Here is a 15422-nt window from a genome sequence, read left to right on the forward strand (position 1 = left end):
ACTCGGATGAGCATAAACAATAAAAACGTGCATTCTTCTCCCCCTTAAACTTTAAACCCAAAATTGTTTCAATTTCTTTCCATCCGCGCAGGACGCGCGGGCCTTCGCGTCATCTTTCCGATAACGGTTTATTTACGAAACAAATATAAAACATTCGTATATATTTAACTTATAACGTTCGTATATTATTTTCCATTCGTTTTAATACTTATAGAATATATGCCAGTAAAATCAATGACTAACACATTAAACCATTCCTTTGTTAACTATTTCATAAACGCAACTCTTCTTTCAGCTTCCACATCTTCAATGCTTTTAGCCAACGGCTTACCGAGTATGCGATTTCCTGTTTCTGTAATTAACAGATCCTCTTCGCTACGGATACCGCCAAAGTCACGATATTTATCGACTTTGTCGAAATTGATAAAATCGGTATTGATTTTATTCGCTCTCCAATGGTCAATCAGTTCAGGTATAAAATAGATTCCGGGTTCGATGGTGATTACAAAACCGGGTTCAAGTGGTCTTCCTAATCGAAGAGATTTTAAGCCGAATTGCGTACTTTTGGGCACATTGTTATAACCTACAATCACTTCTCCCAGATTCTCCATATCGTGTACATCCAATCCCATCAGGTGACCTGTTCCGCAAGGGAAGAATAGTGCGTGTGCTCCGTTTGCAACGGCATCTTGCGTGTTGCCTTTCGTTAAGCCGAGAGTTTTAAGCCCGTCGAAAATAGTTTCGCAAACATGCAGATGCACATCTTTGAAGTTGACGTTGGGCTTTGCCATTTTAATAGCGTTGTTGTGAGCTTCCAATGTTATTTGGTAAATTTCCTTCTGGCGTTCGGTAAATTTCTCAGATACGGGAAATGTGCTACTCATATCTCCGGCATATCCTAAAGGTGTTTCGTAACCAGCATCTAACAAAAAGAGTTGACCCTCTTTTATGGTGTTACCATGATAGTGATTATGAAGGAATTGCCCGTTGATAGTGGCAATAATTGGGAAAGATAGATTTCCGCCCGCAGCAAGTGCAGTTTCGTGAACTACGGCAGCTACTTGTGCTTCCGTCATGCCGGGACGAGCAAAATTCATGGCTCTCTTGTGCATCTCTGACGTTACGGTAACCGCCTTTTCAATTTCTATAATCTCCTCTTCCGATTTGATATTACGCTGATTAGCAATTGCTTCAATCAACTTTTTGCTTGCTTTTGCAGAGATCTCTTCTATAGAATATCCCAAAAGGTGATTGAGTTTCAAAATATGCTCTGGGCGATAGGGTGGCAGATAGTGGATCTTCTTCTTATCAGTTTTCTTTATTTTTTCCGTTAAACGTGATAAACTATCGGTATTCTTAACGCCAACCCTATTGGCTAACTCTTGTATGCTTGGTTGGGAACCTGTCCAAATAATCAGATCTATGGTAGCTTCATCGCCAAAAATATACTCTCTGTTTTCGTCTATATCGATTAATGCTGCAAGATTGGGCTTGCTTATTCCGAAATAGTATAGAAAACTGCTGTCCTGACGATAAAAGTAGGTATTGTCTTCATAATTGATTCCACACTCGTCGTTACCTAAAAAAAGTAGAATTCCTGATTGAAATTGTTTTTTCAATTTCTCTCTTCTCGATATGTAAGTTTCTTTTGAGAACATAAGCTTTATATTTTATTGATTATTATTGTTGTCCCATTGTGGAGGCTCGATTTTGAGAATGTGCTTAACAAAAAAATCGCGACGCTTTCTCTCTCCGTATTTTCCGCCCATAGTGTGTCTTTCTCCCGGAAGCATCACAAACTCGAAATCCTTATCATGTTTGACGAGCTCGTTAACCACTTGCAATGTGCTTGACGGGTCAACGTTGTTGTCCAATTCACCCAAAATAAGCATCAGTTTTCCTTGCAGAAGGTGAGCATTCTCCATATTGGAAGATTCCGAGTAATGCTCGCCGATAGGGTATCCCATCCACTGTTCGTTCCACCAAATTTTATCCATTCGGTTATCGTGACATGCACACGATGAAACACCTACTTTGTAAAATTCGGGATAAAACAGAAGTGCTCCCATAGTGCTTTGTCCGCCTGCTGACATGCCGTAAATACCCATATTGTCGATATTCATCTCTGGATATTTCGCTGCAGCAGCCTTTATCCACGCAATTCGGTCGGGGAAGCCTGCATCTTTTAGGTTTTTCCAACAGACATCGTGAAAGGCTTTAGAGCGGTTTGCTGTTCCCATTCCGTCTATCATCACAAAGATAAATCCCAACTCGGCAATGGCAGAAGTATATCGATGCTCAATAGCGAACCGCTTTGGTACGTGAGAATCGTGCGGTCCGGCATAGATATATTCGATAACTGGATATTTTTTCGAAGAGTCGAAATTTGAAGGACGAACAATCATGCCCCAAATATCGGTTTTTCCGTCACGCCCTTTCGCAGAGAAAACTTCGGGTTGTTGCCATCCAACAGCCTTAACGGCAGAAATATCGGGTTGTAAATCGGGTTTGTATATGACTTTTCCTCCCTCTTCAACAGAGCGTACAACAAGGGTTGGCGGCAAATCTACCCGAGAATAGGAATCAAACATATAGGCGTAATCGTGCGAGAAAGTTACGCTATGATGTGCGTTTTCGGGTGTAAGAGCCACTATTTTGCCGTTATCAATATTAAGAGAATAATATTTTTCGAGATAGGGATCTTCATCTTTATCCATTCCGCATCCTATAAACAAGATTTGTCTCTTTTTTTCATCCACCTTCACCACCTCTTTAACGACCCATTCACCTTTAGTCAGCTGCTTTTTAACTTTTCCTGAAAGGACATTGTACAGATAAATATGTCGCCAACCGTCACGTTCTGAGATCCAAAGCATTTCGTTGGAATCTTCTAGCCAATGTTGATAAAGTGAATAGTAATAGATAAAGGTGTTACACTCCTCATTAACAACGGTACGCAGCTCTCCCGACAGATTTCCGGCATAAATTATATATTGTTGATGCCCTCGTTTGTTAAAATCGAAAGTGAAGAAATCGCTCTCTTTATTCCACCTGATATTACCTAAATAGTATTGCTGTTCAATGTTGGGAATATTGAAAAGAACAATTTCGCCTGTTTCCACCATAAAAAGTGTAGGACGTCTGACGGGCAAAGCATCACCGGGTTTCGGGTATTCATACTCTTCGGTTACAGGCTGCAATTGTGTAGTGGGCGATGATGAGATTAACAGCAACTTCCTGAATTCTACTGGACTGTATTTGCTGCATACAATTTTACGTGAATCGGGCGACCAATAGATGTTTGAGGAATAATATTCGTAAGGAGAGCCATCGTTGCTAAGCTTTTTTCTCTCACCTGTTTCAATATCTTTTACCCATAGATTTCCTTCGGAAATATAGGCTTCTTTTTTACCGTCTGGAGAGGGTACATTTACCTTTTCGTTTTCTTTGTTTATAAGTCCCCAGTAAGGTCTGGAATAATCGTTTTGCTCCTGACATTTAGTTATTTTGTAATCGGACAGAGTTATAAAGTGGTCTACATTGTCAATGGTAAAAAAGAGCGAATCCTTTTCCGGGCGTATTCGGCGTATAGGAAGATTGTTGGGGTCAACTTCTCGATTAAGAAACTCCGAAAGTGAAACGGACATGCGTTCCCGGTCGAATGCTTTTTTCTGAGTTGCTGTTATGGGGTCTATAATATAACACTCACGTCCATCGGGTGTTTGTGTCTCATAGGCAAACAGATATGCTCTTTTGCCTGCCCGTACATTCTCAGCACCATAATAATATTTTGAAGTAAACACTTCGGCATAGTTGTCAGCCAAACGGTACAGACTGTCAATCCCTTGCGCCGATAGAATAAAGGGAGAAAGCAAGAATGCTATTACAAAATAGTGTCTATGTTTCATAATTGATAAGATTATTTTAGTTAAAAACACCTAATATAAGTGATTTTGTTGGAAATGCTCCCTGTTACGAACAAGTTTTAACCGCCGATTACTGCATTAAATCCGTTATCGATAAACGTATTTAGAATTTCAAACAATCTCTCTTTACTGGGCTCGGATAAGCCTTTATCATCGTAAACTCTTCCAAGTTTTTCATATTTATTCGTTGCTATGTTATGATAGGGTAGAAGTCCCACCATATCAGGCTTTCGTTTTAGAGATTTCAGAAAATCAATTGTTGCACCAATGTTTTCATCCGTAGTGTTTACACCCTCTACCAATGGAATTCGAATATGATAATCTTTGTTGCTTTCGGCAATAAATTGAAGATTTTTAAGAATAGTTACATTGTCCACTCCAACCCATTTTCGATGTTCCTCTGCATCCATAAGTTTTAAATCGTATAAAAACAGATCGGTGTGCGGTAAAATATCTTCAATTACCGATTTGCTGGCATATCCTGATGTGTCCACAGCCCTGTGAATGCCTTCTGCTCCGCATCTTAGCAACAGTCTTTTTAGTGCTTGGGGATAAGCCAACGGTTCACCACCAGAAAAGGTGACTCCACCGTCCGAAGAGTCTATAATGGAGCTCTCTTTCAGAATAATGGATATCACTTCATCTTCCGAATATTTTCGTCCGCTCATCTCCATTGCGTTAGTGGGGCATACTGCGGCGCATTTACCACAAACAGTACACTTTGTAAAATCGGTTTGGATGCCGTCATCGGTCAATAAAAGAGCCTTTTCAGGACAGATATCCACACATGATGAGCAGCCGATACACTTTTTTTTGTTGTATAGCTTCTCGGTTTTAAACGATTGGCTTTCAGGATTGTGACACCATAGGCACGACAGCGGACACCCTTTGAAAAAAACGGTCACACGTATGCCTGGTCCGTCGTTGATAGAGTAACGCTTTATATCGAAAAGAAAAGCCATGCTTAATTTGCTTTTTACCCTCTTTTAAAACGATTCGTTTTCGGTGCGCTCAATAACTTCCTGTTTCAGGTTATCGTTCATATCGTTGAAGTAGTCGCTATAACCCGCCATTCTGACCAATAAATCTTTATATTCTTCGGGATTTTCTCGTGCAGCAATCAAAGTTGCTGTATCCACGATGTTAAACTGCACATGGTGCCCTCCCTGTGAGAAATAAGAGCGGATAAGTTTTCCCAATTTTGCCACATCTTCGTCTCGTTTTAGCAGACTTGGTAGAAAACGTAAATTGAGCAGTGTCCCTCCAGATTTTACTTGGTCTAATTTTGCAAGCGAGCGTATAACTGCCGTTGGACCGTGTGTATCGCAACCGTGCGAAGGCGATGTGCCGTCGGAAATGGCTTTACATGCCAAACGTCCGTTGGGCGATGCACCCATTACGTTGCCAAAATAGTTATGGCAAGTAGTAGATAGCATATTTAGATGATATTTACCACCCTCTTTTCCGTTGGGACGACCATCTATCAATTTGAACAGATCTTCGTAAACTCTCACGGCAATATCATCGGCGTAATCGTCGTCGTTACCAAAGAAAGGAGTGTTGTTAAGAATTCGCTGACGCAATACCTCTTCGCCTTCAAAGTTTACGGAAACAGCATGAAGTAGGCTGTCCATATCAATAGATTTATCCTCGAAAACATGCTTTTTCAAAACTGATAACGAGTCGGTTATCGTTCCTAATCCTGTACATTGGATATAGGTAGTGTTATATCGCGGTCCTCCGTTATAATAATCTCGTCCTTTTTTGATACAGTCATCGATAATTACCGATAAAAATGTTGCCGGTGCATATTTTGCAAACATGCGGTCGATATAGTTATTTATCCTGATTTTCAAATCGATAATATACTTTAACTGTGCGTGGAATGCATCGTAAAGCTCTTCAAACGATTTAAAATTGCGTGGGTTGCCTGTTTCAATTCCCACCTTTTTGCCTGTTACGGGATTGATTCCGTTAAACAGTGTAACTTCAAGAATTTTAGGCACATTCAGGTAGCCAGTAAGCAAGAAAGCCTCTTTTCCGAAAGCTCCCACTTCAATACATCCGCTGCAACCACCTTCACGAGCGTCTCGGATTGATTTTCCTGAGCGCAACATCTGTTGGATATAGATATCGGGATTGAATACCGAAGGGTAACCGTGTCCCTGGCGAATAACTTTAATCGCAGCATGCAGAAATTTGTCCGGTGTGCGGGATGAAATATGCACCGAGTTACCGGGTTGAAGAATATGCAACTCTTCAATAATTTCGAGCATCAGATACGAAACCACGTTCACACCATCTGAGCCGTCGGGTCTTACACCACCGATATTGATATTGCAGAAGTCGTTGTAAGTGCCGCTTTCGTTTGCGGTGATACCCACTTTTGGCGGAGCAGGTTGATTATTTACCTTTATCCAGAAGCAGGAGAGAAGCTCTTTTGCATCATCGCGTGTGAGCGTTCCGTTGGCTAAATCGTTTTTATAAAATGGTTCAAGATGTTGGTCGAAATGTCCGGGGTTGAAGGAATCCCAACCGTTCAATTCAATAATAACTCCCAGATGCATAAACCAGTACATTTGAATTGCCTCCCAAAAATTACGAGGTTTATTTGCCGGAACATGACGACAAACTTGTGCTATCTGTAACAATTCGCTTATCCGTTTCGGGTCCTTTTCGTTTTTTGCCATCTCTTCTGCTTTTTCGGCGTATCGTTCTGCTAATCTGATAATAGCGTAGCATGATACCGCCATAGCCTTCAACTGCTCCTCCTTATCGGTGGCTTCGGGGTCGTTAAAAAAATCAAGTTTAGCTATCTCTTCATTTATTTCCCTTTTAAAATCGAGCATACCCTTTTTATAAACTTTCCCATCTAAACAGGTGTGTCCGGGGGCACGCTGTTCCATAAACTCCGTGAACAATCCGGCTTCATAGGCTGCGCTCCACTCTTCTGGTACATAATTGAAAATGCGCTCGCGTTGGGTACGACCTTGCCAGTATGGAATAACTTCGGTTCGATAAGTTTCAATATCCTCTTTGCTGATAGTGTAGCGCTGCTGCTCGCGTGTGTTGAGTACATTCAAATCCTCAACAGTATGGCAGGTAAGTTCGGGAAAAGTGGAAACAGCTTTTGGTTTTTCGCCTCGTTCGCCAACTATTAGCTCATTTTTGCCGATATAAATAGCTTTTTTCTCGCAAATTTCCATAAAGTTCAGGGCGCGCATCATAGGGATGGAATATTTTCCATTGTTTTCCTTATAAAATCGGGTCGTTATCAGTGCACGCTCAATGGACAGAGTTGCAGGGGTTGTAACACTCTCTTCCCTCAAATCCTGTATGCGCTGGTTCATACCCGGTTTTTTATGATTTTCTTTGTAGAAATTGCCTTCCTGATTCGATTTTCTTTCAGGTATTCTATTTTTGGATTTTATTTTTTCGAACATTTCTTTCTCTCTTATTTAAATGTAACGTAAAGATAGCTAATATTTTTAGAACTGTGATTTTCTTTAAGGGGAACTCAATAGTTATATGTGTGACCTCTATTCTTATTTATAAAAGTCATTGATAAGCCCATTCAACTTATCTTATAACAAATTAACTGTATAAAGGTTCAATCTGTAATTTGTGTTACAATCAATATCATTTTAGTATGATTCTATAACATTTGTCAGCATAAGTTATGTAGTATTTTAACATTATCTGCCCGTTGGTATTAGTTTCAAAAGTTGATAGGCTTAAGTCTATCCACGGATAATCATCCGTGCATTCTTTAATCTCATCATTTACAATTTTCCTGTCCGGTATGTTTACAAGATGATAAAGTGTTTCAACCCGTCCCACGCCAATATCAGCCGGTGCCGACATTATGATTGCCCATCTGTTATTAGTTGATATATCGATAAGCTGTAAAACCGACTGTGGATCGTGATAAATTACCATACCTTGGTTTTGTTCGTCATCGGCTAAAAGGGTGTTTTCGGTCTGGTTTATGTAAACTTTTTTTATTGGTATCAACGGAGTTGAACTGTTCAATGTGCACTCTTCTCCGGTTAAAAACAGTTCCGAGATACAGATATCATCATATTTAGTCCCCGGTAATGATTCTACTATATCGATTTTTACAAAAAAACAGGAATCAAGTATCGGTTGCTCGAAATGTGACCGTGCTTGCTGGTATACTTTCTTGCTGAATTCATTAAGTTCTTTTCGCGAAAAATCTAATTCAATTGTTTGAATACCAAAAGTATCGACTAATGTTACAATTTGTTCGCGCGGGTATTTTAATCCTACATATACGTCGGCAATTTCACTAACAAATCCTCCATCGGGATGAACAGTTGCATAAACCGATAATTGTATTTTTTTTGGGCGGGCATTTTTATAAAACAGCTCTTGGCTCTTTCCGTATCCGGAAAAAATATTAACGTACACCTTGTTGTTGTCATGGGGCATCCTTAAATAGGTGCCGGCAGGGTTGTTGTTTTTATATGAGCCACATACCCAGCAGGTTTTAATATTACCATCAAATATGTTCGATTCAGGGTAGGGCTCAACGGGCATATCTTCATAATCGTAATCGCAGACATTTAAAAAAAAATCCTCCCATTCACTTTCCGATTGTGCCCATCCGTTACTCGTTGTATAGATGGCAATTATAATAAGACAAGCAACTTTATAATAATGATTTAATTTGATCATAGGTCTTCTTTGATTTTTGTTCGTATATGCTCTTCCAAGGTTCTTCGAGACTATTTTTATAGTCATCCATTTCTTTGAGTATCGACTCAATCTTAGATTTTCTTTTTTTTGCTATTATTTGTTCGACTACTGCCCGTCGGGTTTTGGATGAGCTATTTATCAGGTAGATTGTCTCCTCAATATATTCCCTGTCAGATTTAGGATATATTTCATCCAGAATCAAGTCCCAATCTGCCAAAGGAATTTCTGCAAGTTGCCTATTGATCGAAGTTAGATCGCATTTTTCTGATTTGATGAGAAGATTATTGAATGTCGTGGTATCAATAGCTGTATCGGTTTTGGTATATACATTAAAAGCACGGGGCTGCCCATATTTTTCTTTTAACGATGTTATAGCTTGTAGGCTTTTTGGGGTTCTGGCATTTTCAATTATCCAGTCCCAGTACGGAACTGGAGATATTAAGTAATAAGCCATGGTATCGGTTAGTGCTAATGTTACACTCCATTTTGCTCTCCACGGGCCTAACAAGCTTGTTAGGTCACTAAAGGTAATTAGCTTCTCAAGTAATTTGCTTTCGCAATCAAAAACATAAAGTCCAACATCCTTTAATAAATACTTGGGTTTTCCCCCATCGGGGAAAGCGGCAATACCCTCTGCGCTACGGTAGGCCATTTTTGAGGCTACAAAAGCTACTTTTGTATGATTATCGTTCCAAGCAGCACCCCAATGGACGTCGTAATCAATTGTCAAATACTCGGAATAGCACGATGTAAGCAAAAAAACCATACTTACTGTGAGTGTCTTAACAGTAAATATGGCTTTAAAATAGAAATAGAACTTTTTCATGGTGTTTTTATCGATATTTAGGATATTAATCAATAACTAAGTCGAAAGCACCATTGTCAAGATTTTTTTAATTATATGGTCTATTCTGTTTTTTTCCAAATAATTTCTTTTTTCCAATTATCTTTTCCTTGATAATAATCTTTAAATAATTGGATAGTCTCTTCTTTTGTTAGCACTTTCTCAGCGGCGAATTGTTGTCCATTTTCTTTATATTCAGCAACAAAATTACCATCAGAAAAGGCTGCTTGAATAAAATCATCCTTGTCATTCAAAATAATAAAGAAATTATCATCGTTAAGGCTGTTGATACATTCCACCACTTTCTCTTCACTTACTTTATCAAAAGTATCACCATTTGCCAATTCGACTGAGAAATTTGACACTTTTTTTACTTCCTTTTTCGCCCCGTCATTTGATTCTTTTCCCGCTCCATCAACAGGTATGGTTTTGCTTAATTGTTCAAACTCTGCTTTTTTAAAAGTATCCAAACCACTACCTACAAAAACCCAGTTTTTTCCATTATCCAAGCTTGATAAAAGGACAGCATGAATTTGGTCTGGTCCAGCATCAGCGTAATATGCTGTAGCAAAAACTGCTTTTCTGCCCATAATATTACCAACCTCATAGCGCACCTCTTTTATAGTGCCATCCCATCCAGCAACAGCTTTTGCATCTTCCTTAACGCCTTTATCTTCGAAATAACCTTCCGAGATTGCATATTTTAGAATTCCGGAGGCGTTCTTTTTGAGCAATTCAACATCTTTGTTTTTGTACGCATTTAACACCTCTTTAGCTACATTTTCTACCTGAGAAAAGGCAGTAATAGTAGAGACAAAAATTAAAGTGGAAATAATTACTAATTTTTTCATAGCTACAATTTTTAAGTTAATTAATAGAATTTAGAAAATATCATGAATGATATTTTTTATTTGCAGTATTTAAATTTCAACTATATGTATTTAGATATCATTCAAATATATGAATATTTTTTAATAAAAGTCAAACAACTATTTTAAAAAACAAAAAAACTATGTAAAATGCACAGTAAAAACTACCGCTATTGAAGCTACGTTCTTATATACAGTGACCGATGTTTTATTAAATGTTTTTAGTTTTGCATTTCAGTATATCTGATCAAATTCTCGAAAATAATTGTCCGTTGGACAAAATCAATCCTGAAAGGATGACAAGATTATAGATTAAAATTTAAAAGCGATATAGTAACCCTGAAAGGGTGAAATAGCTTATTGAAATTGGCGGAACAATTATGTCACTCTATGGGGTTTGGGCAAACCTTTGATATTCATTGGGTTATAATAATATCATCCCTGCGAGATTATGGGTTGTATAAAATTACAATTGGTATAATATAACCAATATCTGAAACTCTTAATCCTCTTTTATCACTAAACATATTGTTACTATATTTGCAAATAGGTAACAACGCCTTTACAATCATTACTACGAAAAAAATATATGAACCAGTACGAGAGTATTTTAAAAGAATATTGGGGTTACGATAAGTTTCGACCATTGCAATTAGAAATTATCGAATCCACTTGTTCAGGCAAAGATACTCTCGGGTTACTTCCTACAGGAGGCGGCAAGTCCATAACTTTTCAGGTTTCAGCACTTTCAAAGTCCGGGATTTGTATCGTTGTTACTCCATTAATAGCCCTTATGAAAGATCAGGTTGAAAACCTGAAAAATAAGAATATTAAAGCTTATACGATCTATTCCGGACAGTCGAAACAAGAGATAGATATCATGCTAAATAATTGCGTTTACGGCGATATTAAGTTTCTGTATGTCTCTCCGGAAAGATTAGGTACCGAAATTTTCAAAGCTCGTGTGCCAGATATGAATGTTAATCTTATTGCTGTTGACGAAGCTCACTGTATATCTCAGTGGGGCTACGATTTTAGACCATCATACTTAAAGATAGCCAATCTGAGACAATTACTACCCAATATTCCTGTCTTAGCACTTACGGCTACTGCCACTTCGAAAGTGGTTGACGATATTCAGGATAAACTAATGTTTAAGCAAAAAAACGTTTTCAAGAAAAGTTTTGAGCGTAAAAACTTGGTTTACTGGGTAAAAGAGAGCGAGAACAAAGATAACGATCTGCTAAAAATCACAAAACGAAATCAGGGGACAGGCATTGTTTATGTCCGCAACAGGCGCAAAACCAAAGAGACTGCCGAGTTCCTTGTGAGAAACGGAATATCTGCCGATTATTACCATGCAGGATTATCGCCCGAACTCCGCGACCTGAAACAGCAAGAGTGGATGGATGACAAAACAAAGGTAATTGTCTCTACTAACGCCTTTGGTATGGGTATCGACAAGTCAGATGTGCGATATGTTGTACATTTAGATTTGCCTGATTCGCTTGAAGCATATTTTCAGGAAGCGGGCAGGGGAGGTCGAGACGAGAAAAAAGCGCATGCAATTTTACTCTACAATCGTCACGATAGGGCTAAGCTTAGGCAAAATCTCACAAACTCATATCCTGAAATAGATTTTATTAAAGATGTTTACGAAAACGTAGGAGCATTTCTCCAAATCCCCATTGGCGCAGGCAAAGGAGGCTCATATAACTTTGAGTTGGGTGAATTTATTACAAAATACAAATACAGTGCGGTAAAAGCTCTTAATGCTCTTAAAATATTAGAGATGGAGGGATATATCGCAGTTACCGAGGAGGTAAATATTCCACCAAGAGTAAAATTTATTGTAAATAGGAACGATTTATATAAATTTCAGGTTGATAAATTGCAGTTCGATGCATTTATAAAACTTCTGCTAAGAAGTTATACGGGCTTGTTTCAGGAGTATGCCGCTGTAGATGAATACGTATTGGCTTCGAAAGCTCAATGCAGTGTCGAAACGGTGCACGAATATTTGGTAACATTAGACAAAATGAAAATTATTGACTATATCCCTCGCTTAGATAAACCGCAAATAGTGATGACCGAGGAGAGACTAGATATCAAAAGCATCTATATCTCCAAAGAACACTACGATGTTCGCAAAAATAATTATCAGGAGAAGATTGAGGCAGCTATAAGATATGCAGAATCGACTCAAATATGTCGTAGTCGTATGTTGTTAGAATATTTTGGAGATACATCAGCCAATAATTGTGGGCAGTGCGATATTTGTCTCAAAAATCGCAAAAATTCGGTATCAGTCAAGTCGTTTGGAGAGATAAAAGAGGAAATACTCGGTTTATTTGATGTTAAGCCAATGAAGTTAGTAAATTTGGTTGATGAGTTGCATTACGAAGAGAACTATATTTTACACGTTCTACAGTGGTTGTTGGATAATAATTCGATATATAAAAACAGTCAAGGAGAGTACGAAAAGAAGAAAACAAAATAGTAACTATATGGATAACAGTGAGATAAATGAAAGATTGATAACAGAGTTCGTAACCATGTCTGCAGAATATTGCAGGGCATTGAATAGTTTAGATCAATTTACGCCACACGGGTTTGCAACATTTTCGTTGCAACTGCTACCGATGCTATATGTCAGAGCCTTTAGCCTGCCAAGTTTTGATGATTATGACCGCGAAGCAGTCGAAAAATTTGTCACAGAGGAGGAGTGGACGCGAGTAAAACTGCAACTCTCAAAGCTGTTTGGCAAAAACGACAAATATGCCGAGCAGTTTACCCGTTTTGGGGATGAAGCAACCGAATCGCTCTCGGAAAATTTGGCAGACGTCTATCAAGATCTCAAAGATTTTACGCAGTTGATAGCATTCGGCATAGATGACGCAATTGTCGAAGCTGTTGGCGAGGTAAAACATAATTTTGAAGATTATTGGGGACAGCGATTGCTAAATGCTTTGCGAGCAATGCACAATCTGTATTTTGACAACAAATTTTCGAAAGAACCTGTCTTCAAGGTGACAGAAGATTATTAAAAACTCATATTTGATGATTGATTTTGATAAAGAGATTACAAGAGACATTATAGATCAACTACCATTGAAATCGTTTGAGGGTGAGATAGTTGTCGTTTCCGACCCATCATTTTTAGATGAAGTTGTAAATGAGATTTCAAAATCGAAAGTTTTAGGTTTTGATACCGAAACGCGACCAGTGTTTAAAAAAGGCGAGAAACGAAATATCAGCCTGTTGCAACTTTACGATGGAAACAGGGCTTATCTGTTTAGAATCAACAAAATGGGATTTGCAGAACAGTTAAAAGAGATATTGCAAAATAAAGATATAATAAAAGCCGGTGCAGCTGTTCATGACGATATTAAGGGACTACGAAAGTTAAGCTCCTTTAATCCGCAAGGATTTGTTGATTTGCAAAAAGTAGCAAATCAATTTCATATCAACGGCATAAGTGTCAGGAAATTAGCGGCACGAATTTTAGAAATCAAAATCAGTAAAAGGCAACAACTTTCAAATTGGGATAACGATATACTTGAAGCCTCGCAAATACGCTATGCAGCAACCGATGCATGGATTTGCTATCTGCTATATTTTGAACTCAAAAAAATGCAGGAAGAGTTAGGCAAAAACTCAAATATAACTACTAATAAAAACCGATTTAACACAACCTCCAATGAGCAATAAATACCCCACAATCATCATAAAACGAGGGAAAGAGCATGCTATAAAACGCCGTCACCCATGGATTTTTACAGGAGCAATCGACAAGTACGACAAAAACCTAACTGATGGCTCTATTGTACGCATTATCGACCACGGAGGGGAGTTTTTAGCCTTGGGTCACTTTTCTGATGGACCCTCAATAGCAGTTAGAATTTTTGCATTTGAAGAAGCTGAAATTAACTACACCTTTTGGTTAAACAAAGTTAAGGCTGCCCACAATCTACGCATGGCAATGATAAGCAGAACGCCAGAAACCAACGTATATAGGCTGATACATGGCGAGGGAGACGGCTTGCCCGGGCTTATTATCGACATCTACGGAGATTCAGCAGTAGTGCAGTTCCACAGTATCGGAATGTGGAGCGAGCGCGAGCATATTAAGAATGCTTTGATTGAAATTTATGGTGGCAATTTAAAAACCATTTACAATAAAAGCAGTGAAACTATGCCAGCAGCCTTTAAAGACGAAGTGTCAGACGGTTTTTGGTTGGGTGCCGATGAAAATGGAATTGTGTTAGAGTACGGCAATAAATTTATTGTTGACTGGATTGAGGGTCAAAAAACAGGCTTTTTTATTGATCAACGCGAGAATCGACAACTCCTAAAACAATACGCTGCAGGGCGTACCGTATGTAATATGTTCGGCTACACAGGAGGTTTTTCCGTTTACGCACTGGCTGGCAACGCTTTGAGTGTCGATACAATAGACAGTTCAAAAACAGCAGTAGCCAAAGCATCGCAGAACGTAGCACTGAATTTCCCAGAAGCCAATAACCACCGAGCAATTGAGGATAACGCTTTCACTTATCTATCAAATTTCGGTTCGAAGTACAACCTCATTATTCTTGACCCGCCCGCGTTTGCAAAACATCACGGTGCTATAGACAATGCCCTGAAAGGCTATAAGCGTATTAACCAAATAGCAATGGAAAAAATAGAACCAAACGGCATTATTTTCACATTTAGCTGTTCGCAAGCTGTAAGCATGGCAGAGTTCAAGAAGTCAGTTTTTGTAGCGGCTGCCAATGCAAAGCGCAATGTGCGTATCCTGCACCAATTGTCGCAACCAACCGACCATCCAATCAGCATTTTTCACCCCGAGGGGGAATATTTAAAGGGATTGGTGTTACACGTTGAATGAATATCAATTAGCAATGTGCAATGAACAATTAATACCGATTGGACACATGCTATAGCCCAAATTTCGCTGTAGTGTTTGTACAATTGGTATAAAACAAGAAAACCTCTTAACTCGAAACACACAATCCAAGAAATCAACTGACTGAAAGTCTGACAATTGTTCATTGTTCATTG

General features: G+C 38.7%; 11 protein-coding genes. 4 read left to right on the forward strand and 7 right to left on the reverse strand.

Annotation, left to right across the window (positions count from 1 at the left end):
* Nucleotides 1-266 precede the first annotated feature (266 nt).
* The 7 genes from GX311_07165 to GX311_07195 all read right to left on the reverse strand — a co-directional run bounded on the left by GX311_07165 (nt 267) and on the right by GX311_07195 (nt 10340).
* Nucleotides 267-1658, reverse strand: a complete 1392-nt coding sequence (locus GX311_07165) for an aminopeptidase P family protein (protein NLK16158.1) — start codon at nt 1656-1658, stop codon at nt 267-269.
* 12 nt (nt 1659-1670) lie between these two features.
* On the reverse strand, nt 1671-3908 hold the full coding sequence (locus tag GX311_07170; protein NLK16159.1) for a prolyl oligopeptidase family serine peptidase: 2238 nt from the start codon (nt 3906-3908) through the stop codon (nt 1671-1673).
* A gap of 77 nt (nt 3909-3985) precedes the next feature.
* Nucleotides 3986-4888 (reverse strand): glycyl-radical enzyme activating protein, encoded by a 903-nt coding sequence (locus tag GX311_07175; protein ID NLK16160.1) that lies wholly within the window; start codon nt 4886-4888, stop codon nt 3986-3988.
* A 24-nt stretch (nt 4889-4912) separates the two neighbouring features.
* Complete coding sequence (locus GX311_07180; protein NLK16161.1) at nt 4913-7276, reverse strand: glycyl radical protein; 2364 nt, start codon at nt 7274-7276, stop codon at nt 4913-4915.
* Between the two features lie 289 nt (nt 7277-7565).
* The gene (locus tag GX311_07185; GenBank protein NLK16162.1) at nt 7566-8624 is read right to left on the reverse strand and encodes a hypothetical protein; all 1059 of its coding nucleotides are present in this window, start codon (nt 8622-8624) and stop codon (nt 7566-7568) included.
* A complete protein-coding gene (locus tag GX311_07190; protein NLK16163.1) occupies nt 8599-9471 on the reverse strand; it encodes a hypothetical protein in 873 nt (290 codons plus the stop codon). The genes GX311_07185 and GX311_07190 overlap by 26 nt, the downstream gene beginning before the upstream one ends.
* An 80-nt stretch (nt 9472-9551) precedes the next feature.
* On the reverse strand, nt 9552-10340 hold the full coding sequence (locus tag GX311_07195; protein ID NLK16164.1) for a hypothetical protein: 789 nt from the start codon (nt 10338-10340) through the stop codon (nt 9552-9554).
* A gap of 607 nt (nt 10341-10947) precedes the next feature.
* On the opposite strand from GX311_07195, the gene GX311_07200 reads away from it, so the two are divergent.
* From GX311_07200 to GX311_07215, 4 genes are read left to right on the forward strand one after another with little or no spacing between them, the layout of a single operon-like run.
* Nucleotides 10948-12858 (forward strand): RecQ family ATP-dependent DNA helicase, encoded by a 1911-nt coding sequence (locus GX311_07200; protein NLK16165.1) that lies wholly within the window; start codon nt 10948-10950, stop codon nt 12856-12858.
* Nucleotides 12859-12865: 7 nt separating this feature from the next.
* The gene (locus GX311_07205; GenBank protein ID NLK16166.1) at nt 12866-13405 is read left to right on the forward strand and encodes a DUF5063 domain-containing protein; all 540 of its coding nucleotides are present in this window, start codon (nt 12866-12868) and stop codon (nt 13403-13405) included.
* Between the two features lie 13 nt (nt 13406-13418).
* Nucleotides 13419-14069 carry a 3'-5' exonuclease domain-containing protein 2 gene (locus GX311_07210; protein ID NLK16167.1) on the forward strand — a complete coding sequence of 217 codons (651 nt, stop codon included), beginning with the start codon at nt 13419-13421 and terminating at the stop codon, nt 14067-14069.
* The gene (locus tag GX311_07215) at nt 14059-15249 is read left to right on the forward strand and encodes a class I SAM-dependent rRNA methyltransferase (GenBank protein NLK16168.1); all 1191 of its coding nucleotides are present in this window, start codon (nt 14059-14061) and stop codon (nt 15247-15249) included. Before GX311_07210 ends, GX311_07215 begins: the two co-directional genes overlap by 11 nt.
* Nucleotides 15250-15422 lie beyond the last annotated feature (173 nt).

This window comes from Bacteroidales bacterium (assembly GCA_012519055.1).
Lineage (GTDB): Bacteria > Bacteroidota > Bacteroidia > Bacteroidales > Salinivirgaceae > JAAYQU01.

What these genes read in the sequence shown, in the direction of transcription:
- GX311_07175 (NLK16160.1), bottom strand. Translation starts at nt 4,888, where the DNA reads ATGGCTTTTCTTTTCGATATAAAGCGTTACTCTATCAACGACGGACCA.
- GX311_07200 (NLK16165.1), top strand. Translation starts at nt 10,948, where the DNA reads ATGAACCAGTACGAGAGTATTTTAAAAGAATATTGGGGTTACGATAAG.
- GX311_07165 (NLK16158.1), bottom strand. Translation starts at nt 1,658, where the DNA reads ATGTTCTCAAAAGAAACTTACATATCGAGAAGAGAGAAATTGAAAAAA.
- GX311_07185 (NLK16162.1), bottom strand. Translation starts at nt 8,624, where the DNA reads ATGATCAAATTAAATCATTATTATAAAGTTGCTTGTCTTATTATAATT.
- GX311_07195 (NLK16164.1), bottom strand. Translation starts at nt 10,340, where the DNA reads ATGAAAAAATTAGTAATTATTTCCACTTTAATTTTTGTCTCTACTATT.
- GX311_07215 (NLK16168.1), top strand. Translation starts at nt 14,059, where the DNA reads ATGAGCAATAAATACCCCACAATCATCATAAAACGAGGGAAAGAGCAT.
- GX311_07180 (NLK16161.1), bottom strand. Translation starts at nt 7,276, where the DNA reads ATGAACCAGCGCATACAGGATTTGAGGGAAGAGAGTGTTACAACCCCT.
- GX311_07190 (NLK16163.1), bottom strand. Translation starts at nt 9,471, where the DNA reads ATGAAAAAGTTCTATTTCTATTTTAAAGCCATATTTACTGTTAAGACA.
- GX311_07205 (NLK16166.1), top strand. Translation starts at nt 12,866, where the DNA reads ATGGATAACAGTGAGATAAATGAAAGATTGATAACAGAGTTCGTAACC.
- GX311_07210 (NLK16167.1), top strand. Translation starts at nt 13,419, where the DNA reads ATGATTGATTTTGATAAAGAGATTACAAGAGACATTATAGATCAACTA.
- GX311_07170 (NLK16159.1), bottom strand. Translation starts at nt 3,908, where the DNA reads ATGAAACATAGACACTATTTTGTAATAGCATTCTTGCTTTCTCCCTTT.